This window comes from Actinospica acidithermotolerans (assembly GCF_018139625.1).
GTDB classification, from domain to species: Bacteria; Actinomycetota; Actinomycetes; order Streptomycetales; family Catenulisporaceae; genus Actinospica; species Actinospica acidithermotolerans.
Window position 1 is genome coordinate 63,780 of the sequence record NZ_JAGSOH010000010.1, and the last position, 21,596, is coordinate 85,375.

Annotated in this window: 21 protein-coding genes; 11 read left to right on the forward strand and 10 right to left on the reverse strand. The window is 71.2% G+C overall.

Annotation, left to right across the window (positions count from 1 at the left end; all coding sequences use genetic code 11):
* Positions 1–74 precede the first annotated feature (74 nt).
* The 3 genes from KDK95_RS06305 to KDK95_RS06315 all read right to left on the reverse strand — a co-directional run bounded on the left by KDK95_RS06305 (position 75) and on the right by KDK95_RS06315 (position 2,604).
* Positions 75–869 (reverse strand): LmeA family phospholipid-binding protein, encoded by a 795-nt coding sequence (locus KDK95_RS06305; protein WP_212517063.1) that lies wholly within the window; start codon positions 867–869, stop codon positions 75–77.
* A gap of 69 nt (positions 870–938) precedes the next feature.
* A complete protein-coding gene (locus KDK95_RS06310) occupies positions 939–2,303 on the reverse strand; it encodes a DMT family transporter (RefSeq protein WP_212517064.1) in 1,365 nt (454 codons plus the stop codon).
* A 7-nt stretch (positions 2,304–2,310) separates the two neighbouring features.
* Positions 2,311–2,604: a MoaD/ThiS family protein gene (locus KDK95_RS06315; protein WP_372463270.1), complete on the reverse strand. Its 294-nt coding sequence runs from the start codon at positions 2,602–2,604 to the stop codon at positions 2,311–2,313.
* A 225-nt stretch (positions 2,605–2,829) separates the two neighbouring features.
* On the opposite strand from KDK95_RS06315, the gene KDK95_RS06320 reads away from it, so the two are divergent.
* The 6 genes from KDK95_RS06320 to KDK95_RS06345 all read left to right on the forward strand — a co-directional run bounded on the left by KDK95_RS06320 (position 2,830) and on the right by KDK95_RS06345 (position 9,036).
* The gene (locus tag KDK95_RS06320) at positions 2,830–3,537 is read left to right on the forward strand and encodes a response regulator transcription factor (protein WP_212517066.1); all 708 of its coding nucleotides are present in this window, start codon (positions 2,830–2,832) and stop codon (positions 3,535–3,537) included.
* Between the two features lie 45 nt (positions 3,538–3,582).
* A complete protein-coding gene (mshD, locus tag KDK95_RS06325; protein ID WP_212517067.1) occupies positions 3,583–4,500 on the forward strand; it encodes a mycothiol synthase in 918 nt (305 codons plus the stop codon).
* A gap of 116 nt (positions 4,501–4,616) precedes the next feature.
* Positions 4,617–6,767, forward strand: a complete 2,151-nt coding sequence (locus KDK95_RS06330) for an RNA degradosome polyphosphate kinase (RefSeq protein WP_212517068.1) — start codon at positions 4,617–4,619, stop codon at positions 6,765–6,767.
* Positions 6,768–6,842: 75 nt separating this feature from the next.
* The gene (locus tag KDK95_RS06335) at positions 6,843–7,781 is read left to right on the forward strand and encodes a CHAD domain-containing protein (protein ID WP_212517069.1); all 939 of its coding nucleotides are present in this window, start codon (positions 6,843–6,845) and stop codon (positions 7,779–7,781) included.
* Between the two features lie 7 nt (positions 7,782–7,788).
* Entirely contained in the window at positions 7,789–8,778 is a 990-nt protein-coding gene (locus tag KDK95_RS06340) for an NUDIX hydrolase (RefSeq protein ID WP_212517070.1), read from the forward strand.
* A 108-nt stretch (positions 8,779–8,886) separates the two neighbouring features.
* Positions 8,887–9,036 (forward strand): hypothetical protein, encoded by a 150-nt coding sequence (locus tag KDK95_RS06345; protein WP_212517071.1) that lies wholly within the window; start codon positions 8,887–8,889, stop codon positions 9,034–9,036.
* On the opposite strand, the gene KDK95_RS06350 is transcribed toward KDK95_RS06345, so the two are convergent.
* The 5 genes from KDK95_RS06350 to KDK95_RS06370 all read right to left on the reverse strand — a co-directional run bounded on the left by KDK95_RS06350 (position 9,025) and on the right by KDK95_RS06370 (position 15,052).
* Positions 9,025–10,797, reverse strand: a complete 1,773-nt coding sequence (locus KDK95_RS06350) for an ATP-binding protein (protein ID WP_249160426.1) — start codon at positions 10,795–10,797, stop codon at positions 9,025–9,027. The genes KDK95_RS06345 and KDK95_RS06350 overlap by 12 nt on opposite strands.
* 47 nt (positions 10,798–10,844) lie before the next feature.
* A complete protein-coding gene (locus tag KDK95_RS06355; protein WP_212517072.1) occupies positions 10,845–12,371 on the reverse strand; it encodes an SCO6880 family protein in 1,527 nt (508 codons plus the stop codon).
* A 49-nt stretch (positions 12,372–12,420) separates the two neighbouring features.
* Positions 12,421–13,719 (reverse strand): energy-coupling factor transporter transmembrane component T family protein, encoded by a 1,299-nt coding sequence (locus tag KDK95_RS06360; RefSeq protein ID WP_212517073.1) that lies wholly within the window; start codon positions 13,717–13,719, stop codon positions 12,421–12,423.
* Positions 13,709–14,557: a hypothetical protein gene (locus KDK95_RS06365; RefSeq protein ID WP_212517074.1), complete on the reverse strand. Its 849-nt coding sequence runs from the start codon at positions 14,555–14,557 to the stop codon at positions 13,709–13,711. Before KDK95_RS06365 ends, KDK95_RS06360 begins: the two co-directional genes overlap by 11 nt.
* Positions 14,558–14,731: 174 nt before the next feature.
* Positions 14,732–15,052, reverse strand: a complete 321-nt coding sequence (locus KDK95_RS06370; RefSeq protein WP_212517075.1) for a DUF8827 family protein — start codon at positions 15,050–15,052, stop codon at positions 14,732–14,734.
* Between the two features lie 250 nt (positions 15,053–15,302).
* Between KDK95_RS06370 and KDK95_RS06375 the strand changes: the two genes are divergently transcribed.
* Positions 15,303–16,376: a C40 family peptidase gene (locus KDK95_RS06375; RefSeq protein WP_249160428.1), complete on the forward strand. Its 1,074-nt coding sequence runs from the start codon at positions 15,303–15,305 to the stop codon at positions 16,374–16,376.
* Between the two features lie 54 nt (positions 16,377–16,430).
* On the opposite strand, the gene KDK95_RS06380 is transcribed toward KDK95_RS06375, so the two are convergent.
* Positions 16,431–17,327, reverse strand: coding sequence for an NAD-dependent epimerase/dehydratase family protein (locus tag KDK95_RS06380; protein ID WP_212517076.1), 897 nt, complete (start codon positions 17,325–17,327; stop codon positions 16,431–16,433).
* 238 nt (positions 17,328–17,565) lie between these two features.
* Here KDK95_RS06380 and KDK95_RS06385 point away from each other — a divergent pair, with 238 nt between their 5' ends.
* The 4 genes from KDK95_RS06385 (at position 17,566) to KDK95_RS06400 (ending at position 20,708) form a co-directional block, all read left to right on the forward strand.
* The gene (locus tag KDK95_RS06385; RefSeq protein WP_212517077.1) at positions 17,566–18,396 is read left to right on the forward strand and encodes an SCO4651 family lipoprotein; all 831 of its coding nucleotides are present in this window, start codon (positions 17,566–17,568) and stop codon (positions 18,394–18,396) included.
* Positions 18,397–18,575: 179 nt separating this feature from the next.
* On the forward strand, positions 18,576–18,800 hold the full coding sequence (locus KDK95_RS06390; RefSeq protein WP_212517078.1) for a hypothetical protein: 225 nt from the start codon (positions 18,576–18,578) through the stop codon (positions 18,798–18,800).
* Between the two features lie 267 nt (positions 18,801–19,067).
* Positions 19,068–19,688 (forward strand): DUF47 domain-containing protein, encoded by a 621-nt coding sequence (locus KDK95_RS06395; protein ID WP_212517079.1) that lies wholly within the window; start codon positions 19,068–19,070, stop codon positions 19,686–19,688.
* 6 nt (positions 19,689–19,694) lie between these two features.
* The gene (locus KDK95_RS06400; RefSeq protein WP_212517080.1) at positions 19,695–20,708 is read left to right on the forward strand and encodes an inorganic phosphate transporter; all 1,014 of its coding nucleotides are present in this window, start codon (positions 19,695–19,697) and stop codon (positions 20,706–20,708) included.
* 82 nt (positions 20,709–20,790) lie between these two features.
* Here KDK95_RS06400 and pstB read toward each other — a convergent pair whose 3' ends face one another.
* Positions 20,791–21,567 (reverse strand): phosphate ABC transporter ATP-binding protein PstB, encoded by a 777-nt coding sequence (gene pstB, locus KDK95_RS06405; RefSeq protein WP_212517081.1) that lies wholly within the window; start codon positions 21,565–21,567, stop codon positions 20,791–20,793.
* Positions 21,568–21,596 lie beyond the last annotated feature (29 nt).

Here is a 21,596-nt window from a genome sequence, read left to right on the forward strand (position 1 = left end):
CACGAACATCTCACTAAGTGAGACGATGGTCTCACATATGAAACACGGCCGCGCTGCGGGAGCATCCCCCCAAGTCAGCCGCCCGAAACCGTGCTCTGGCTCAGGTTCACGTGGCTGCCGGTGGCCGAGATCTGCACATCGGAGTCGGTGAAGGTCAGCTGGGTCAGGTTCATCCCGAAGGGCAGCGCGCCGAGGCTGTACTTCACGTCGAAGTTCGACGGGGTGACCAGCGTGGAGAGCGGGCTGTCGAAGCTGACCGACTTGAACTCCAGCTCGTTGGCGCCGGCCAGGGTCACGTCCACGATCGCGCTGACGTCCACGCCGAGCAGCGAGTAGGACGCCTTGATCTGGTCGTTCCCCGCGTGGCTCACCTGGATGGTGCCCACCTGCACGCCGTCGACGTTCAGCTGCGAGGAGAGCGCCTTGGCGATGTCCGAGTACGAGATGTGCGCGGTAGCGGTCAGCGAGTCCACGGTCGCGCCGTTGAAGGCGCCGTTCACGTGCACCCCGCGCAGGTCCGCGTGCAGGTCGGTGATGGTCAGCGAGTTCGCGGTCAGGCCGTGGATGTCGACCGTCGCGTGCGGGAAGTTCCGGGCGGCGACCTGGGTCAGGAAGGGGAAGCCGGAGATGCTCACCCCGGGCTTCTGGCTCAGATGCTGGGACGACTGGATCCGGCCGGCGAGCTGGTCCTCGGCGACCGCCAGTGCGATCCGGTCCGCGCCGACGAGCAGGGCGAGCAGGATCACCAGGGCGATCAGCCACCTGGTGCCGCGCCGGCGGCGGCGCGGCGGCTTGACCCTCTCGGCGCCCGCCTGCTGCGTGGGCTGTTCCCAACTGTTGTGCGGCATGGGCACGGTCGGCTCAGTCACGCGAGCCAGCCTAATCCGCTTCGCGCTCGTGCGGCGAGGTTCGCGGGGGGCGCGCGGATTGCGGGCGTATCACCGGAAAACAGTGGAGGCGATGAGCGCGCCGACCGCCGAGAGCGCGACCGGCAACACCTGCGACACGATCCGGGTCGGACCGCGCGCTTCGTCCTCGGCGACGATCCGGTCCAGCGCGCCGACCGCCGTGGCCGCGGCCAGCGCGGCGATGGCACCGCCCAGGGCTCCGGCCTGCGGTCCGCCGTTCGCCTGGAGCGTCTGGGCCGCGAACGCGCCGACGGCGGCACCCGCCGCGAGGCCGGCGAGGATGCCGCGCACCGGGTTGCGGCCGAGGAGCGCGCAGCAGAGCACGCCGAGCGCGGCCGCGGAGGCGCACGCGCCGGTGAGCGCCGAGTCCGAACGCTCCGCGACGACGAATCCGGCCGGCAGCACGGCGAACAGGCCGCCCGCGACCGAGATCCCGAGGCCGGCCGCCCGCTCGCCGTCGCCGAGTTCGCGCCGCCGCACCGTCTGGTCGGCCGCGAGCAGCAGGAACCCGGCGCCGAGCGGCGCCAGGACGCCGAGGTACTCGCTGTCCGCCGAGAGCTTGAAGGCCGCCACGGCCCCAGCCCAGCCGATCAGCGCGGTCAGCACGGCCGCGCGGCGGTCGAGCCGGCCGTCGTCGCGGGTGCCCATCGCCTGCTGCCAGCCGAACGCGACGCCCGCCTGGATCAAGGCCGCCACGATCAGCAGCGCTCCGCTGGAAGCGATCGCGGCGACCGCGGTTATCGCGCCGATCCCGGCCGCGCCGAAGGCCCCGCGGCCGGCCTGCGCGGCCGGCCGCGCGGCGGTCGCGGGCTTGTCCGGCTCAGGCCGGCGGGCCGGCTCCGGCTCGGATTCGAGCCCCGATTCCGGCTCGGCCGCCTTCTCGGCGCGCTGACGCGGTAACCCGGCGGGCTGCTCGGCGTAATCCGCGTACGAGGTCTCCGAGTACTCGGCGTACTCCGTGTACTGCTCGTACTCCGGGGGATAGTCCGGCACCGGCAGGTCGCGCGGAAGGTCCGCCTGGTACTGCGGGAAGTCCGTCCCGGACAGCTCGTTGACCTGCGTGTACGGGTGCGAGGCCCCGTGCCGCGCCTCGTTCCAGGCGCGCTGCTCCCAGCCCATGCCGGACTGCGCCCACTGCTGGTCCTGGTACGGCGCCTCGTACTGCTGCTGCTCGTACTGCTGCTCGTACTGCTGCTGCCCGTACGCCTGCTGCTGCTCGTATCCGGGCTGCTGCTGCTCGTACTGAGGCTGCTCGTAGCGCGGCTGCTCGTACTGCTCGTATTGCGGCTGCGATTGCTCATAAGGCTGCTGATACTGCTGCTCGCCGTACTGCCCGTACTGCTGATCCGGCTGCTGCCCGTACTCGTCGTACGGCTCGTAGTCCTCGTAGCTCATCGCCGGCTCAGCCCCCTGCGAACGGCGGGAGGATCTCGACCACGGCGCCGTCCGGCAGCGGCACGGACGCGCGCTCCGCGCGGCCCACCCGCACCCCGTCGAGCAGCACGGACGAGCGCTCGATCACCCGCCGCAGCTCGGCCCCCGCCCCGGCCCCGGCATCGCCGACGCGCCTGCGCACCGCCTCGTCCAGCGCGTCGGCCAGCGTGCCGGCGCCGACCGTCTCCTCGGCGGCCCCGGCCGCTTCGCGCGCGGCGGCCCAGAAACGCAGTGTCGCTGTCACGAGCAGTACCCGACCCATCGCTAGTTTTAAGGCGCATGTTCTGGAGCAAGTATCCGCCACGGCATCCGGGTCGTGGACACGCTCCAGATCAGATCGTGTGTTCTTCGTTACAGACACCTGGTGGTCACGTCGGCTATCCTCTGCGTTAAAGGATCCGGGCGATGAAGCCACCGGGTCCTTTGTTGCTTTTTACGCGCGGGTTACAAAGCCCGCACGAACGCCGGTGGAAGGAGCACCTCCCCCATGGCCACACTGCTGCTGCTGACCAACGCGCTCACGCCCTCCACCGAGGTACTGCCCTCCCTCGGGCTGCTGCTGCACACCGTCCGCGTCGCACCCGCGGAGGCGTCCGCCCTGATGGACACGCCTCCGGCCGACGTGCTGCTGGTCGACGGCCGCCGGGAGCTGCCCGCGACGCGCTCGCTGTGCAGACTGCTGCGCACGACCGGCCTCGACTGCCCGATGCTCCTCATCACGACCGAGGGCGGCCTGGCCGCCGTGACCGCCGAATGGGGGGTCGACGACGTCCTGCTCGACACCGCCGGCCCGGCCGAGCTCGAGGCGCGCATCCGGCTCTCGCTGGGCCGGCTGGCCGCCGCGTCCGGCAGCGAGGACCTGCCGCTGGAGATCCGCAACGGCGACCTGGTCATCGACGAGGCGACCTACACCGCGCGGCTGCGCAACCGCGTGCTCGACCTGACCTTCAAGGAGTTCGAGCTGCTGAAGTACCTGGCCCAGCACCCCGGCCGGGTCTTCACCCGGGCGCAGCTGCTGCAGGAGGTCTGGGGCTACGACTACTTCGGCGGCACCCGCACGGTCGACGTGCACGTCCGGCGGCTGCGCGCCAAGCTCGGCACCGAGAACGAGCAGCTGATCGGCACCGTGCGCAACGTGGGCTACCGCTTCGTCAACCCGGACAAGCGCAACGAGCGGGAGAACGTCGCGGTCTAGGCCGTGATCCGCTCCCCGACGCCCCGCGCATCTACTGTAGGAACCATGCGTGAGCAGACCGTGGGAGAGCTGACCGGACCCGATCGCGAGCGGGTCGCCGCCCTGGTAGCGGCGGCCGCCGCGGCGGACGGCCAGGTGCCGCTGTCCGAGGAGGCGCGACTCGCCGTCGCGCACGGCCGTCCGGGCGTCATCCATCTGATCGAGCACGGCGCCGCGGGCGCCGTACTCGGCTATGCGTACATAGGCAACCCCGATCCGGCGGAGCCCGACGAGGGACGCGCCTGCGAACTGGTGATCGCCCCCGAGGCGCGCGGGGCCGGGCTCGGCACGCTGCTCGCCCGGGACGCGCTCAAGGCCGGGGCGACGCGGTTCTGGGCGCACGGCGCGCACCCCGGCGCCCGCCGGGTGGCCGCGAAGCTGGGCCTGGTGGAGTCGCGCGAGCTGCGGCTGATGGAGGTCGTCGGCTGGACGCCGGCCGCCCTCTCGCCGAAGCCGCCCGCCGGGATCTCCATCCGCGCCTTCCGGCCCGGCGAGGACGAGGACTCCTGGCTCGCCGTGAACGCCGCCGCGTTCGCCTCGCACCCCGAGCAGGGCAAGTGGACCAGGACCGACCTCGACGAGCGGATCGCCGAGCCCTGGTTCGACCCGGCCGGCTTCTTCCTCGCCGAACGCGGCTCGGGCGCGAAGCGCGAGCTGGCCGGCTTCCACTGGACCAAGACCCACCCGGCCGGCGCGTACGCCGAGGAGGAGGTCGGCGAGGTCTACGTGCTGGGCGTCGCCCCGGGCGCGCAGGGCACCGGCCTGGGCCACGTGCTATTGCACCAGGGCCTCGACTACCTGACCAAGCGCGGTTTCCGCACGGTGATCCTCTACGTGGACGGCGACAACACCGCCGCGGTCCGGCTCTACGAGCGCGCCGGCTTCCACACCCGATCGGTCGACCTGGAGTACCGGGTCCGCTGACAGGTGGCGGCCGGGTGGCGCGGATATGACCGGTTGATAGCGGGAATCGAGAGGGGTACACCGAAAGTCTGACCGGAGGACACTCTCCGTTCATTCTGCTATGCGAGAGTTGGATCATGGAACAGCCTGGCGACCCGACCGCGGCCCCCCTGCCGCGCTTCCTGGACCGGGAGGCGTCCTGGCTGCAGTTCAACAGCCGGGTGCTCGACCTGGCCGAGGACAAGGACGTTCCGCTGCTGGAGCGGGCGAAGTTCAGCGCGATCTTCGCGAACAACCTGGACGAGTTCTTCATGGTGCGGGTCGCCGGGATCAAGCGCCGGATCGCCACCGGGGCCGCCGGGGCGACCGCCTCGGGGCTGAGCCACCGCGAGCAGCTGCAGCGCATCTGGGCCAGCACCAAGGAGCTGATGAACCGGCACGCGGTGCACTTCCAGGACCAGCTGCGCCCCGAACTGGCCGCCCAGGGCATCGAGATCGTGCTCTGGAACGACCTGAGCAAGGCCGAGCAGGACGAGCTGTACGTGCTCTTCCGGGAGCGGATCTTCCCGGTGCTCACCCCGCTCGCCGTGGACCCCGCGCACCCCTTCCCGTACATCTCCGGGCTCACCCTCAACCTCGCCGTGCAGGTGCGCAACCCGGTCACCCAGCACGAGCACTTCGCCAGGGTCAAGGTTCCGCCGCTGCTGCCGCGCTTCATCGAGGTGAGCGAGCAGCGCTACGTGCCGCTGGAGCAGCTGATCGCGGCGCATCTGCCGCACCTGTTCAACGGCATGGAGGTGCTCGGCTGCCACACCTTCCGGGTCACCAGGAACGAGGACGTGGAGGTCGAGGCCGAGGAGGAGTCGCAGAACCTGCTCGAGACCCTCGAGCGGGAGCTGCAGCGCCGCCGCTTCGGCCCGCCGGTGCGGCTCGAGGTGGAGAACACCATCGATCCCGGCGTGCTCGAGCTGCTGGTGCGCGAGCTGGGCATCGGCGAGGCCGAGATCATGCGGCTGCCCGCGCCGCTCGACCTGACCGGCCTGTTCGCGATCGCCGGCGAGGACCGGCCCGAGCTGAAGTACCCGCCGTTCGCCACCGCGATGCACCCGGACCTGGTCGAGTTCGAGTCCGGCGCCGGGGTCGACGTGTTCGCCGCGATGCGCCAGCACGACATCCTGCTGCACCACCCGTACGACTCGTTCACCACCTCCGTGCAGGCCTTCCTCGAGCAGGCGGCCGCCGACCCGGACGTGCGCGCGATCAAGCAGACGCTCTACCGCACCAGCGGCGACTCGCCGATCGTGGACGCCCTGGTGGACGCGGCCGAGGCCGGCAAGGAGGTGCTCGTCCTGGTGGAGATCAAGGCCAGGTTCGACGAGCACGCCAACATAGTCTGGGCCCGCACGCTGGAGCAGGCCGGCTGCCACGTCGTCTACGGGCTGATGGGCCTCAAGACCCACTGCAAGCTCTCCCTGGTGGTCCGTCAGGAGGGGGGCAAGCTGCGCCGCTACGCGCACATAGGCACCGGCAACTACAACCCGAAGACCGCCCGGCAGTACGAGGACCTCGGCCTGCTGACCTGCGACCCGCAGGTCGGCGAGGACCTGACGCACCTGTTCAACAAGCTCTCCGGCTTCTCCCGCACCACCAGCTTCCGCCGCCTGCTGACCGCGCCCACCGGTCTGCGCGACTCGATCATCGAGAAGATCGAGCAGGAGAAGGCGAAGATGGCCAGCGGGCGCCGGGCGCTGGCCCGCACGGCGCGCATCCGGATGAAGATGAACTCGCTGGTGGACGAGGCCGTCATCGACGCGCTCTACTCCGCCTCGCAGGCCGGCGTGCCGGTGGACCTCGTGGTCCGCGGCATGTGCGCGCTGCGCCCCGGGGTTCCCGGGCTGTCCGAGAACATCAGGGTCCGCAGCGTGCTCGGCCGCTTCCTCGAGCACTCGCGCATCTACGTGTTCGGCGAGGACCTGCCGAGCCGGGGAGCGGTGCGCACCGCCGCCGAGCCCGCGCAGGTGTGGATCGGCTCGGCGGACATGATGCACCGCAACCTGGACCGCCGGGTCGAGGCGCTGGTGCGGATCGCCGAGCCCGCCCACCGCAGTACCCTGATCGGGCTCATCGACACGGTCTTCGCACCCGACGCCTCCTGCTGGGAGCTCGGTCCTGACGGCGACTGGATCAGGCGCAGCGCTCCCGAGGGGGTACCGACCCGGGACGTGCAGTCCGCCCTGATAGCCGCGCGCAACCAGCGCTCGGCGGCCCGGCGGGCCCGGATGGGCTGAGCTCCCCCGTCCCGATCGGGACGCGGTCCGAACGGCGCCGCCACCAGGGCGCCGCAGCGATGTGGATGACTCCTTATGTATGCGACCACGATCTACGGGGCGGAAGCAGGTGAGACGCGCATGGACCCGACGGCGGGTGACGTGCTGCGCATGTATCTGGCGGAGCAGAGCAACGCCTTCCTGGCGCAGCTGCCCCGGCTGCGCCAGGACAAGCCGGAGGCGGCGCACAAGCTGCGGGTGGCCTGCCGGCGCACCCGCTCGGCGCTGCGCACCTACCGCCCGCTGCTGGACGCGGAGTGGGCCGACGGGCTGAGCGCGCAGATCGCCGCGCTCACCGACGTCATCGCGCCGGAACGGGACATCGAGGTGGTCCGCGAGCGGCTGCTCGGGGCGCTGGAGCGGTACGGCACCGAGGACCCCGGCGTGCTGCGGGCGCACACGCTGGTGGACCGGATCCTCAGCAAGGACTACGCGGCGGCTCACGACGCGACGCTCTCGGCGCTGGCGGGGCCGAACTTCCACGCGCTGGCCGACCGGATCGCACTGGCCCCGCAGGCCGTCGCGGCCGCCGGGGGGCCGCTCGCGGCGAGCGCGGAGCAGGTGCTGCCGCCGCTGGTGCGCGCCGAGTTCGCGCAGGTGGCCAAGCGGGCCGCCGCGGTGGACCAGCACGGCCCCGACGAGGCCTGGCACCGGCTGCGGATCAGCGCCAAGCGGGCCAGGTACGCCGCCGAGGTGTGCGTGCCCGCGATCGGCATCCCCGCGGAGGCCTTCGCCTCGCAGCTGACCCGGATCACCGAGGAGCTCGGCCAGCAGCAGGACGCGGCGGTGGCCGGCGAGGTGGTGCTGCGCGCGGCCCAGTCGCCGCGCATCGCGACCAGCACCGGCTTCGTGCTCGGCCGGCTGCTCGGCGAGTCGCGGGCCGAGATCGCCCGCTCCCGCCGGTCCTTCCCCGAGTTGTGGAACGCGGCGACGGCCCCGTCGTACCGCGCGTGGTTCGCCGAGGAAGTACGCTGAAATCACCATGTCGACGCACCTGAACTCGACCGAGCTGACCCGGATCAAGGCCGCCGGAGCCCTGCTCTGGCGGCCGGGCCCGGACGGCAAGGAGCTCGAGCTCGCGCTGATCCACCGCCCGCGCTACGACGACTGGTCGTTCGCCAAGGGCAAGGCCGAGCCGGGGGAGCACCCGGTGCTCACCGCCGTGCGCGAGGTCGAGGAGGAGACGGCGCACCGGGCCGTGCTCGGGCGCCGGCTGCCGAACACCGAGTACGACGTGCTGGGCCGCGCCAAGCAGGTCAGATACTGGGCCGCGCGCGCCGCGGGCGAAGCCGAGTTCCTCGCGAACGACGAGGTGGACGTGCTGGAGTGGGTCTCCGGCGCGCAGGCCCGGATGCGGCTGACCAGCCCGCTCGACGTCATGGTGCTCGACGCCTTCCTGTCAGGGCCCGTCGACACCTTCCCGATCGTGCTGCAGCGGCACGGCAAGGCCGAGCGGCGCGGCAGCGAGTGGCCGGACGATCTGGCCAGGCCGCTGGCCCCGGAGGGAAAGCAGCAGGCGATCGCCCTGGCCGAGCTGCTCGCCGTCTACGGCGCCGAGGAGTTGATCAGCTCTCCCGCCGTGCGCTGCGTCGACACCGTGCGTCCTTACGCCGAGCTGCACGGCGTCGAGATGAAGCTGGACTCCGCGCTGACCGAGATCTCGTACGTGCACGCGCCGCGCGCGATCGTCTCGTGGGTCCGCGCCCTCGCCGACCGCCGCGTCGGCGCCATCGTCTGCACGCACGGCCCGCTGCTCGACGAGCTCATCTCCGCCTTGCTCTACGCCCCCGGCTTCGCCGACCCGGAGCGCGAACCGACCCTCAACGGCAAGCCGTGGGATCACGCCGTCGCCGACCGGTGGGCGAACGAGCCGCTGGCCAAGGGTGCCGCCTGGGTGCTGCACTTCGACGCCTCGACGGCCGAGGAGAACGCCTCGCCGCGGCTGGTCGCGGTGGACCGGCTCAAGCCCTGAGGCCCGGGCATTCATATCTTCCGATAATCGTTCGATCGCACCGTGACTGAACCAGTGGACGCTCGTTGCTCTGAGTGAGAGCCCGTCGGCTCACCGTGAGGAGTGAGAGTGAACACCACAACGCGCCTTGAACTTCCCCCGCTGGAAATCCGCCGCCGGCACGCGGTCCACGGCCTGGTCGCCATCGCGAACGGCCCCGACTACTGCCTGTGCGGAAACCTCTGGCCCTGCCGTCCGTCCGCGGAATCAGCGGGCTGAGTCTTCTTCCCCCGCCCGGCGCGGGTGGCTCGGCGTGTGCGCGCGCGGCCCGAAGAGGGCGGCGGCCAGCGCCGTGAGCTCGGGATCGTCCATGGTCGGCTTCGCGGCCGCGGACAGCGCGGGCGGCGCCACCGGGCTCAGCGCGGGCACGGATTCCGGCGCGTCGTACGTCTCAGGCTCGTATGCCTCGGGCTCGTCGTACCCCCGGGTTTCCGGCGCCGGCGCGTCGAGAAGCTCCTGAGCCTGCGGTACGGCCGCGGGCGCGGCCGCCGCGGGCCTCGCCGACGTCACCGGCAGGGCTACCGGCTGTTCGGGCTGCGGCATCGCCACGACCGCGCGGGTCGGCGGCAGCGCGCGGGCCACGGAGGGGAGCCTCGGCTGCAGCGCGGGCGTGACCGGAGGCAGCTCGGGCGCGACCGGCGGGCTGTCCAGACCCTCCCGCGGCGAGCTCTCCGTCATCGCACGGTCCGTGTACACCAGCGGCTTCTCGACCTCGGTGACGATGTGCTTGACCACCTGCACGTCGCCGTTCACGTCCCACACCGCGATGCCCGGCGAGAGCGTGGGGATGATCTCCACGGCCCAGCGCGGCAGGCCGAGCACCCGGCCCGTCGCCCGCGCCTCGTCGGACTTCTGCATGTAGATCGTGCGCGTGGAGGCCATCTTGAGGATCGCCGCCGCCTCCTTGGCCGCCGCACCGTCTATCACGTCGGACAGGTGGTGCACGACGGCGACGAAGGACAGGCCCAGCCGGCGGCCGAACTTCAGCAGCCGCTGGAACAGCTGCGCCACCGAGGGCTGGTTGATGATGTGCCAGGCCTCTTCGACGAGCAGGATGCGCTTGCGCCGGTCCGGACGCAGCCAGGAGTGCTCGAGCCAGACCCCGACGATCGCCATCAGGATCGGCATCGCGATCGAGTTGCGGTCGATCGTGGACAGGTCGAAGACGATCAGCGGGGAGTCGAGGTCGATGCCCTCGGTGGTCGCGCCGTCGAACATGCCCTTGAGGTCGCCGTCGACCAGACGGTCGAGCACGAGGGCGACGTCGAGACCCCACTCGCGCACGTCCTCGAGCGCGATGTTCATCTCCTCGGCGGCCTCCGCGCGCGGTTCGCGCAGCGCGTCGACGATGTCGTGCAGGATCGCCTGCTGCCCCAGGCGCTGCGCGTCCGCGTGGACCGTGGTGTGCGCGGCCTTGAGCGCGTAGCCGGAGCGCTCGTCCAGCGAACGGCCGAGCGCCACCTCGACGATCGTGCGCAGCAGGGCCAGCTGGCCGGTGCTGGTGATCGCCGGGTCGAGCGGGTTGAGCCGGATGCCCTGGCCGCCGCGCGCATGCGGGTCGAGCCGGATCGGCCGGACCCCGAGGGCCTCGGCGATCAGGTTCCACTCACCCACGCCGTCCTCGCCTTGCGCGTCGAGGACCACGACCTGCCGGTCCCGGAAGCGCAGCTGGCGCAGCACGTAGGTCTTCTCCAGCGCCGACTTGCCGTTGCCGGACTCGCCGAGCACCAGCCAGTGCGGGGCCGGCAGCTGCTGGCCGTAGAGCTGGAAGGGGTCGTAGACGTAGCCCTTGCCGCTGTAGACCTCGCGGCCGATGATCACCCCGGAGTCGCCGAGGCCGGGCGCGGCCGTCGGCAGGTAGATCGCCTCGGCCTGGTTGCTCGAGGTGCGCACCGGGATGCGCGCCGTCTCGCGCCTGCCGAACAGGGCCGTCGCGAAGCCCTCGGTGATCAGGTCGCCGATCCCGCCTCGAGTGGCCATCTGAACCCTTCCTCACGTGCGATGACAGCTGCGGATGTCCCTGACCCCTAGCGCCGCACGCCCGTGGCGAACGGCAGGGTGTTGACGAAGGCGCGATGGTGCTCCCGGTCGCACCACTCCAGCTTCAGGAAGCTCTTGCCGGCCGAGGCGCGGATGGTCCGCTTGTCCCGGGCCAGGGCCTCCGGCGAGCGCGAGGAGACCGTGATGTAGCCGGCCAGGTTCACTCCCGCGGCGCCCGCGGCCAGATCCTCGCCGCGCAGGTCCACCCGGCTGGAGTGGGCGCGCTCGCGCGGGTCGTCCACCCGGCCGAGCTTGGCCTGCCGGGCCGCCTCGGCGTCCACGTTGACCCGCTCGGTCAGCATCCGCTCGATCGCGACCTCGGTCGGCTCCAGGTCCATCGACACGGCGACCGTGCGGATCACGTCCGGGGTGTGCACCAGCAACGGCGCCAGGAAGTTGACCGCGACCGGGGTGAGCGGCCACTCGCGGATCCAGGCCGTCGCGTGGCACCACGGATCGGCCGTGAGCGACTCGCGGGTCTTGGCGCGCAGGAACAGCGGCGCCGCGGCGTCGAACTCGGCGGGCCACGCGTCGCGCTCGGCCATCCCGTCGGTGTGGTCGATCGGGTGCTCGGGGTCGTACATCGAGTGGATCAGCGAGGAGAGCGCGGGCACGTCGAGTGGCCGGCGGACCTTGATGTCGGCGTCGGCGAGCCGGGCACAGATGTCGTTGAGCTCGCGCACCATGATCACGCAGATGCCGTGGTCCAGGTCGGTGCCGCCGGACATCACGCGCGCCTCGGTGGCCAACTCCCGCGTGTAGGCCATGCACGCCGTCAGGTAGGTGCGGTGCTGCTCGCTGGAGGTGGAGACCATCGACAGCAGTTGCGCGTACGAGTCGCGGATCCAGCCCGGAGCGTTCGGATCGCCGCGCCTGGCCACGTCCTTGGCGTGCGCGTCCGGGTCGGCGGGCAGCGTGCGGGCGAGCATCTGCAGGCGCGTCACGAAGCCGTCGCCGTTGGCCACGTGCCGCAGCAGCGTGCCGTACCGGTCGACCAGCGCCTCCTGGTCCTCGGCGTCCCGCGAGCCGACGCCGGGGCCCTCGATCTCGATCGTGCAGGTGATCGTGCCGCGGTCCAGGTGCATCAGCACGGCGAGCTCGTCCGGCCCGAAGCGCGCGGAGATCCAGCGGACCTGGCCCACGCCGGGGGGCGCCGGCACCTCGATCTCCTTGCCGCCGAGCGTCGTGCCCGCGGTATCGGCGTCCGAGGTGTAGAAGGCGTTCCGGCTGCGCACCATCCGCTTGTAGGAGCGCTCGATCTCAAACCATTTGTAATACGTGCGCTTACGGTACGGGGCGAAGACGATCGCGCCGGCCAGGACCGGGCAGCCGACGATCGTCAGGATCTTCAGCGGCAGCGTCGGCACGGCGAAGCCGCACACCATGGCGAGCAGGCAGCCGACGGCGAGCACGGCGAGCTCGCCGGTCTCCCGGTTGCGCCCGACGATCGCGTTCGGCTTGGCCTTGCCGATGAGGAAGGACCGCCGGCGCTCGTAGCCTTCGGTGGTCGTCATAGGCCGATTCCCTCACTCGAGCCCGCATGCCACAACGGTTCTGTGGACTTCATGTGCTCGCCCCGTCCCCCGCACCCGCGACCGAGGCGCCGCGACCGGCGTCCGCGCCGCGTCCCGCGTTCGCCGAGGGCATGGTCGGACCCTGCGGCGGCAGGCCGCCGCCCGAGCCTGGCACGCCGCCGGGGCCGATCGTGCCGACCTGCGGATCGGGCCGCTGCAGGGCGAGCCGCGCGGAGGCCTTCAGGCCCTGCGCGGCCAGGCCCGCGCCCGCGCCGAGCGCCGCCATGGCCGGCGCCGAGGTCGGGTTGCCGGTCCGGTCGCCGTGCGCCGCGATGCCCTGCTGCATCCGGGTCGCCGGGCCGTCCATCGCGCCCTGCTGCACCTGCGCGGGGGCGTCGCCGCCGCGCGACTGGCCGATCCGCAGCATGTCGTCGCCGAAGTTCGGCACGAAGCGGTAGATGAGCCCGGAGGCGAAGATCGACAGGACCATGATGGCCAGGCCGGAGAGCACCGAGGCGAACGCGGAGGTCGGCGAGCTGCCCGAGGAGATCGCCGCCGCCAGTCCGAGCACGATGACGATCACCGGTTTCACCATGTCCACCGCGATCATCAGGCCCGCCCAGCGCCGTACGTGCGGCCACAGGTCCTTGTCCACCAGGCCCGCGTACACCGCGCCGGCCAGCGCCGCGCCCACGTAGAGCATCGCGGCCCGGATCAGCAGCTCCAGCCAGAGCACCGCCGCCGCGATCATCGCGACCAGCGAGATGAAGATGAGCAGGATCGGCCCGCCGCCGATGGTCGAGTTCGATCCGTTGGCCGGGCTGAGCGTGTCGGCGAAGGAGCTGAGGAAGTTGTTCGTGCCCGAACTCGTCGTCGAGCCGATCGCGTTCGTCACCGAGTCGGTCAGCGTGACCATCCCGTAGAGCACGATCGGGGTGAACGCCGAGGCGCCGACCGCGAGCCACAGGAAGCCGGTCGCCTCGGTCACGGCCGTGACGACCGAGTCCCCGCGCACCGCGCGCTTGATGACCGCGAGCATCCAGAGCAGGACGGTCAGGATCGTCGACGCGGCGAAGACGATCGCGTACTGCTTCAGGAAGCCCGAGTTGGTGAAGTCGACGCCGCTGTCGCCGCCGACGGCCCCGGAGACCTGCTCGATGACCCACGCGGCCGCCTCGGCGCACGACTTGGCGATCGAGCCCAGCGGATCGGTCAGTATCGAGCCGGCCGAGGTGCCGCCCGAGGTGCTTCCGCCCACCAGCTTGCCGGTGTTCTCACAGGCCTGCTTCACGCTGCCGAAGAGCGCGGCGCAGGGATCCGCGGCGGCGAGGAAACCACTACCGGCCATAGCGCAGACCCCCGAACGTCGAGACGGCTGCTTGCAGCGTCGACCCGGCGGCGGGCGTCTGCAAGCCTCCCAGGGGCGCGGGACCGTCGGCGGACTGGAAGGAGAACCACTTCCAGTCCCCGTGGGTCCAGTTCAGCGTCACGGTGACGGTCGCCCAGTCCTCGGACACGGCGTGCTGCGAGTTGGTGCCCGCGAGACCCGCGAGGGTTACCACCCAGACCGAGACGGTCGCGGTGTTCCCGGAATCGCTCACCAGCGAGACGCCGACCGGGGCCGCCCGCTCGACGTACGTCTGGCCGGCGGGGGCCGCGCCGGAGCCGGAGAGCCCGTAGGTGGTGTCGATCTGCGCGTAGGCCGCGTCGAACTGTCCCTGCAGCGTACCCGCTATGGCCGGGTCGGCGATCGCGTTGATCAGCCGAGCGCGGGCGGAGGATCGCACCATGCTCGCGGAGTTGAACGCGACCACGTAGTTCGCGGCGGCGGCCTCGGCGCCGGAGCTGCTGTGCGGGTAGCCGACCGGGACGCCGTCGGCGGTGCCGTTCGCCTGGGTGGAGTCGTACGAGGTGGTGACCGGGCTGGCGGACGCGCTGGGTGTTGCGCCGGCGCTCGGCGTGCCGGTCGCGGAGGCCGCATTCGACCCCGTGCTTCCGCCGCCGTGGTTGACCAGCGCGATGACGGCGAAGAGCGCGACCACCACGCCGCCGACGATCAGCGGGCCGCGCAGCCGCGAGCGGTTCCGGACACCGTCGGAGTAGGGGTCCGTGGGCAGCTTGATCCGGGTGCGCGCGGCGCCGGAGGAGCCGGCGGCCGGCGGCCGGCGGGTCGGCCCTGCTTCCACGGTGGAACCCCGATCGGTGCGGCGCGGCCGGCTCACTTCAGGCCGCCGCACGGTTCGACGATGCGTTGCGTGTGCGAGTACCGAGCCGGCTTCCGCTGGATATGGAAACCGATGTCGATGTCACCGACGGCGGTCTACCCGCCGCGCACCCCGGCGAATCAGCACTCACAATGATCAGATCGCCATACCGTAGACAATGGTGAACAGCGTACTGAGGCTGCCGATGATGAACACCCCGGTCAGGCCGGCGATGATCAGGCCCTTGCCCTGCTCCGCGCTGAACGAGTCGCGCAGGGCGGTCGCGCCGATCCGCTGCTTGGCGGCGCCCCAGATCGCGATGCCGAGGCAGACGAGGATGGCCGCCGCCATGATGACCTCGATCAGCACCTTCGCCTGCTGACCCACCGAGCCGAACGGCCCCCAGTTCGGGGCGATCCCGTTGATGATGTTGCCGATGTTTCCGTTGCCTGCGGCAAGGACCGTGGCCAAGGCCATCTGGCGGCCCCCAATCTGTGTCGCGCTGCCTGAAGCATCCCGGGTGCATTGTGGCGCATCCCGCTGAACACGCCGCATCCGGCCGCCGTCGCCTCGCGGAACGGGGATTCCGCAGTGCAGACGGCTGCTGACGCGGCGTCATCCTGCCCTTATCATAGGGCGCACGGGCACCTCGGCGCTGTGCCCGCGCCGACTAGTTTTCCCGTCGGAACCCGTGCCCAACCGTGATGGGCCGTCAGGGAGGGGAACCATGCTGCGCCCGGCCCCGCCTCCGATGCTGCGTCTGACCAACAAGTGGATCTGGGTGGCGATCGCCGCGCTGCTCGCGCCTTTTGTGATCGTGGCGGGTGTCACGGTGCTGGCGCTGGGGATCACCGACTCCGAGACGGTCCAGGTGCAGGAGTCGCTCGAGCCGGGCACGGTGCCGACGGCGTACGTCGCGCTGATCGAGAAGGCCGCGACGACCTGCTCCATCCTGAGCGCGCCGCTGCTGGCCGCGCAGTTCTACCAGGAGTCCGGCTTCGACCCGAACGCGGTCTCCGACACCGGCGCCGAGGGCATCGCCCAGTTCGAGCCGTACACCTGGACGACCTGGGCCTCGCCGAACGACGGCGACGGCAAGGAGAACCCCTTCAACCCGGCGGACGAGATCCCGGCGGCCGCGCGCTTCGACTGCGCGCTGGCGAGTCAGCTCTCGAAGGTGCCGGGCGACGCCGTGGGCAACATGCTGGCCGGCTACAACGCCGGAGCCGGCGCGGTGATCTCCGCGAACGGCATCCCGCACATCTCGCAGACCGAGAACTACGTCAAGAACATCGAGGCGCTGGAGAAGTCCTTCGCCAAGCCCACCACGACGACCATCTCGGCCAGCAGCGTCGCCGTGCAGGCCATCAAGTTCGCCTACGAGCGCCTCGGCACCCCGTACCTCTACGGCGGCACCGGCACGGCCGCGGAGAACGGCGAGTTCGACTGCTCCGGCCTCACCCAGGCCGCCTACGCCAGCGCGGGCGTCACCCTGCCCCGCGTGGCCGCCGAGCAGTGGTACGCGGGCGTGCACATCCCCCGGAGCCAGCTGGAGCCGGGAGACCTGGTCTTCTTCGCCACCAACGTCAACGACCCCAGCACGATCGAGCACGTCGGCATCTACGTCGGCGGCGGCGCGATGATCGACTCGCCGCACACCGGCTCCGTCATCCGCTTCGACGCGATCGACGGCTTCAACCCGACGTACATCGGGGCCGTGCGCCCGTACTCGACGGTGCCCTCGTGGCCGGTGGCCACGGGCGTCGCGAGCGCGACCGCGTCGGCCACGGCCTCGAAGTAGCGTCAGGATATTGACGCAACTCCGGCGCGGGGACGCGCCGGAGCCGGCGAAGCGTCAGCCGCCCACCGCGGCGAGGCCGTCGGCCACCGCGGTGCGGGCGCGCCAGCCGGTGGCGTTGTGGAAGGCGTCGGACGAGATCCGCTGGGAGCGCAGGAAGGGCTCGACCCGCTTGGAGATCAGGCGCAGGGCCAGCGGGGACAGGTAGCGCGCGGGGCCGCCGACGCCCGCCGCCTTGCCGAGGGCCTCGGCCCACTCGGCGCGGGTGAGCGGCGGGCCGGAGACGTTGTAGACGCCGGATGGCGCGGCGAGCGAGGCGACGACGGCCGCGGCGGCGTCCTGAACCAGGATCGGCGAGAGGTAGCCCCCGGGGTCGCCCATGACAACGGCCTTGCCCCTGCGCACCCGGTCCAGCTGCCAGCGGGTGGCGGGCTCGTCGCCGTAGAGCAGCCCGAAGCGCAGCACGACGGCGAAGCGGTAGGCGTCGGCGAAGCCCATCGCGTTCTCGGTCGCGGTGATCGACGAGGCGGTCACCGCGTTCGGGCGCACCGGGTGCCGCTCGGTGATCCACTCGTCGCCGCCGTCCTCGTAGACGAAGGAGACCGCCTCCTGCACCAGCCGCAGCACACCCTCGGCGGCCGCGGCCTCGGCGAGGTTCCGGCTCGCCTCGGTGCGGATCCGGTCGTTCTCCCGCCAGCTCTTCGCGCGCAGCGCGGCGGTGCCGGGCGGGATGCTGGTGGCCAGGTTCACCACGACGTCGTGGCCGGACACGGCGTGCCGGAGCGCGGCCTGGTCGAACAGGTCGGCCGCGACCGGAGTCGCGCCGGCGCCGTCCAGCACGTCGCGCTTGGGACCGGATCTCGCGATCCCGGTGACCTTGTGCCCGGCCGCGACCAGACTCCGCACGGCGGCGGTGCCCAGCACCCCGGTGGCACCAGCCACGAATACCCGCATCCTGTGTTCTCCCTCGCCGAGCTCAGGGCCCTACGACGGCCCACTGCTGTCCACTACCCGCGTAACCCGCGCCCACTCGACTCGTTGAGGACTCCGGGCACGGTCTCCGGGGACAGTTTGCCGCATTCCGCGCCCCCTTTGCTCCCGGTTTCAGCGGAAATCCCGATATCCATACAAGTGCAGAGCCACGTGTCGGGAACGGACGGCGGCGCACGGCGTCGCACTGGAGGTGTGTCAGGTGGACACGGCGACCGGAAGGCGCGGGCTGCCGCCCGCACGCGCCGGATTGGCGGGCGCGGTGCTCGCCTGCGCCCTGGCGACGGCCTCGTGCGCTGGTTCGGGCTCGAGCACGGCGGTCTCGGTCGCGGCGGACCCGGTGGCCGCGGTGCGCGCGGCCGGACCCGCGTCGCTGAAGATCGGCACGGCCGAGGTGGCCACCTCCGTGTCCATGACCGCGAACGGCAAGACCGACCAGTTCTCCGGCACCGGCGCCTTCGACTTCGCCAAGCAGCTCGGCTCGATCAGGCTGACCGTGCCGCCGGACGTCAGCGCGCACAGCACGCTGGACGAGATCGTCACCCCGACCACGCTCTACATGCGCCCGACCGGCAGCACGGGCAAGTGGGTCCGGGTGGACTCGGGCAAGCTCGCGGACGGCGACCTGATCAGCGCCGGGTACACCAGCCCGATCCTCGCCTTCGCGATGCTCTACGGCGCGGGCGCCGCGGGCGGCTCGGTGCGCTACGTCGGCCAGGACCGGGTCTACGACGTCCCGGTGGCGCACTACTCCGGCACGCTCGACCTGGCCGCGGCGGCGAAGGCGGCCCCCGCGCCGGAGAACGCCGCGCTGGTCGCCGCGAGCGCCTCGTTCTCGAAGGAGTCGGTCCCCTTCGACGTCTTCCTCGACGCCCAGGGGCGGGTGCTCCGCTTCGTCGCGCACCTGCAGTACTCCGCGCCCGCCCCGGAGAAGGGGACCGTCACGATCGTCTCCAGCACCGACCTCTACGACCTCGGCAGGAAGGTCGCGGTCACCGCGCCGGCCGACGCCGACGCCACCTCCTCGAACTAGGCGTCCGGGGCGAAGCGGGCGGCGTCGGACAGGTGGTCCGGACCAGGCTCGGATGGCCCAGTCGGGCCATGGTGGTCGGATTAAGGCGGTCCTAACCTTGAATACCAGGGAGCCGACTGTCACTTCGGTCCGCGAGCCGCGAGGAGGTGGTCTGGGTGCGTGCTGACACGACGACGTCTGTGAGTTCGTCCAAAGCCGGGCTGTCCGGATCCGCGGCGCAGCGCTCCACCCGCGCCGCGCGCGCGGCGGCCTCTCCGGGCCCGCGGTACCGCGCGGTGCACGACCGGGTCGCGCTGGATGAGATCGAGCTGTACGCCGAGCTGATCATCGCCGCCGAGCGCAGCGACGAGCCGCTCTCCCAGGAGGCGATCGACCGGATCCTGGGGCTGACGGTCCGCTCGTGAACTCCGGGTGAACGCCCGGGAAAGTGATTTATCTCTCAACCAGTTTTCGCCGAAAGCGGCCGTCATCCGGCGGCCCGCGCCCCTTTCGAGCCCGTCGGACCGCAGTCCGGCCCCGTCCCGCCGCATCCGGGCGAGAACGGGCACCTCGGCGCGCCTAGACCACGGAGCGTCTACCATCCTTGTGGTCATGGAACACTGGACTTCCGGGACCAAGATCCACAGATCGCCCTCTGTCCCGGATACCCAACCACAAGCCCGGAGAGCCCCGTGCGCCTGCGTCTGACTCCGAAGGAGACGAGCTTCTACGAGCTGTTCGCCAAAGCGGCGGACAACCTCGTCGTGGGAGCCGGCCTGCTGACCGAGCTGCTCGGCGCCGACAAGGCCGGCCGGGCGGACATCGCCGGCCGGATGCGCGACGCCGAGCACGTCTCCGACGAGATCACCCACGACATCTACCGGCAGCTGAACTCCTCCTTCATCACGCCCTTCGACCGCGAGGACATCTACATGCTCGCGAGCCTGCTGGACGACGTGATGGACGAGATGGACGCGGCGGCCGACCTGGTCTCGCTCTACCAGATCGAGGAGCTGCCGGACGGGGTGGCCGACCAGGTGGACGTGCTGGTGCGCGCGGCCGACCTGACCGCCGAGGCGATGCCCCGGCTGCGCACCATGAAGGACATGCAGGACTACTGGATCGAGGTCAACCGCCTGGAGAACCAGGCCGACCAGGTCTACCGCCGGCTGCTGGCGCACCTGTTCTCCGGCGAGTTCGACGCGATCACCGTGCTCAAGCTCAAGGAGGTCGTGGAGACCCTGGAGCAGGCGGCGGACGGCTTCGAGCACGTGGCGAACACGATCGAGACGATCGCGGTCAAGGAGTCCTGAGCCGCCGTGCTGACCTTCTGGCTCGTCGTGGTCATCGTGGTGGCCCTGGGCTTCGCCTACACCAACGGCTTCCACGACTCGGCCAACGCGATCGCCACCTCGGTCTCCACCCGGGCGCTGACCCCGCGGGTCGCACTGCTGATGGCGGCCGTCATGAACCTGGTCGGAGCCTGGCTCGGCCTAGAGCTCGGCGGCGGCGTGGCCAAGGCCGTGACCAGCGGGATCATCAGCCCCCCGCCGACCGGCGCGGCCGGTCTCGTCATCGTCTTCTCCCTGCTGGCCGGCGCGATCGCGTGGAACCTGATCACCTGGCGCCTCGGCCTGCCCTCCTCGAGCACGCACGCGCTGATCGGCGGCATGGTCGGCGCCGGCCTCGCCTCGGGCCTGACCGTGAGCTGGTCAGGGGTCTGGGACAAGGTCGTGCTCCCGATGCTGGTCTCCCCGGTCGTCGGCTTCGCGCTCGCCTTCGCGCTGATGCTCGGCATCCTGTGGGCCTTCCGCCGGGCGAACCCGTCCCGGGTCACCCGCAACTTCCGGATGGCGCAGACGGTCTCGGCCGCCGGCATGGCGCTCGGCCACGGCATCCAGGACGCGCAGAAGTCGATGGGCGTGGTCATGCTCGCGCTCATCGCCGGGGGCCGCGCGACGAGCAGCTCCCCGGTGCCGTGGTGGGTGCTCTGGTCCGCGGCGCTGGCGATCTCGGCCGGCACCAGCGCGGGCGGCTGGCGGATCATGCGGACCCTGGGACGCAAGGTCATCGAGCTCGACCCGCCGCGCGGCTTCGCGGCCGAGTCCGTCGCCTCGCTCGTGCTCTACTTCACCGCGTTCATCTATCCCGCGCCGGTGTCCACGACGCACATCATCACCGGCTCGATCATGGGCGTCGGCGCCACCAAGCGCCGCTCCGCGGTCCGCTGGGGCGTCGCCCAGAACATCGTGACCGCCTGGTTCCTGACCATACCGGCCGCCGCCTGCTGCGCCGCGATCGTCTACTACCCCACCCACGCGATCTTCGGCTGACCTCGAAAACGAGCAGTCCGGAAACGACGATGCCTCGCGAACCGGGAGTTCGCGAGGCATTTTTGCCGTCGGGCGGTGCGGCTCAGCCGAAACGGCCGGTGATGTAGTCCTCGGTGGCGCGCTGCGAGGGGTTCGCGAAGATCCGCGGGGTGTCGTCGATCTCGATCAGCTTGCCCGGCTTGCCGGTGCCCTCGATGTTGAAGAAGGCGGTGCGGTCCGACACACGCGCGGCCTGCTGCATGTTGTGCGTCACGATCACGATCGTGTACTCGTTCTTCAGCTGCGCGATCAGGTCCTCGATGGCGAGGGTCGAGATCGGGTCGAGCGCGGAGCAGGGCTCGTCCATCAGCAGCACGTCCGGGGAGACGGCGATCGCCCGGGCGATGCACAGCCGCTGCTGCTGACCGCCGGACAGGCCCATGCCCGGCTTGTTGAGCCGGTCCTTGACCTCGTTCCACAGGTTCGCGCCGCGCAGCGACTGCTCGACGATGCCGTCCGTGTCGCTCTTGCCGCGCACGCCGTTCAGGCGCAGGCCCGCGGCCACGTTCTCGTAGATCGACATGGTCGGGAACGGGTTCGGCCGCTGGAAGACCATGCCGATCGTGCGGCGCACCGCGACCGGGTCGATGCCCGCGCCGTAGAGGTCCACGTCGTCGAGCATGACCTTGCCCTCGACCCGAGTCCCCGGGATGACCTCGTGCATGCGGTTCAGGGTGCGCAGGACGGTGGACTTACCGCATCCGGACGGGCCGATGAAGGCGGTCACCGTGCGCGGCTCCACGGTCAGGCTGATGTCCTCGATCGCCCGCACCGAGCCGTAGTACGCCGACAGTCCGGAGACGTCGATTCGCTTGGCCATGGTTCTCAAGTCTTCTTTCTTCAGCTTCG

What these genes read in the sequence shown, in the direction of transcription:
- KDK95_RS06310 (WP_212517064.1), bottom strand. Translation starts at nt 2,303, where the DNA reads ATGAGCTACGAGGACTACGAGCCGTACGACGAGTACGGGCAGCAGCCG.
- KDK95_RS06315 (WP_372463270.1), bottom strand. Translation starts at nt 2,604, where the DNA reads ATGGGTCGGGTACTGCTCGTGACAGCGACACTGCGTTTCTGGGCCGCC.
- KDK95_RS06320 (WP_212517066.1), top strand. Translation starts at nt 2,830, where the DNA reads ATGGCCACACTGCTGCTGCTGACCAACGCGCTCACGCCCTCCACCGAG.
- mshD (WP_212517067.1), top strand. Translation starts at nt 3,583, where the DNA reads ATGCGTGAGCAGACCGTGGGAGAGCTGACCGGACCCGATCGCGAGCGG.
- KDK95_RS06330 (WP_212517068.1), top strand. Translation starts at nt 4,617, where the DNA reads ATGGAACAGCCTGGCGACCCGACCGCGGCCCCCCTGCCGCGCTTCCTG.
- KDK95_RS06335 (WP_212517069.1), top strand. Translation starts at nt 6,843, where the DNA reads ATGTATGCGACCACGATCTACGGGGCGGAAGCAGGTGAGACGCGCATG.
- KDK95_RS06340 (WP_212517070.1), top strand. Translation starts at nt 7,789, where the DNA reads ATGTCGACGCACCTGAACTCGACCGAGCTGACCCGGATCAAGGCCGCC.
- KDK95_RS06350 (WP_249160426.1), bottom strand. Translation starts at nt 10,797, where the DNA reads ATGGCCACTCGAGGCGGGATCGGCGACCTGATCACCGAGGGCTTCGCG.
- KDK95_RS06355 (WP_212517072.1), bottom strand. Translation starts at nt 12,371, where the DNA reads ATGACGACCACCGAAGGCTACGAGCGCCGGCGGTCCTTCCTCATCGGC.
- KDK95_RS06360 (WP_212517073.1), bottom strand. Translation starts at nt 13,719, where the DNA reads ATGGCCGGTAGTGGTTTCCTCGCCGCCGCGGATCCCTGCGCCGCGCTC.
- KDK95_RS06370 (WP_212517075.1), bottom strand. Translation starts at nt 15,052, where the DNA reads ATGGCCTTGGCCACGGTCCTTGCCGCAGGCAACGGAAACATCGGCAAC.
- KDK95_RS06375 (WP_249160428.1), top strand. Translation starts at nt 15,303, where the DNA reads ATGCTGCGCCCGGCCCCGCCTCCGATGCTGCGTCTGACCAACAAGTGG.
- KDK95_RS06380 (WP_212517076.1), bottom strand. Translation starts at nt 17,327, where the DNA reads ATGCGGGTATTCGTGGCTGGTGCCACCGGGGTGCTGGGCACCGCCGCC.
- pstB (WP_212517081.1), bottom strand. Translation starts at nt 21,567, where the DNA reads ATGGCCAAGCGAATCGACGTCTCCGGACTGTCGGCGTACTACGGCTCG.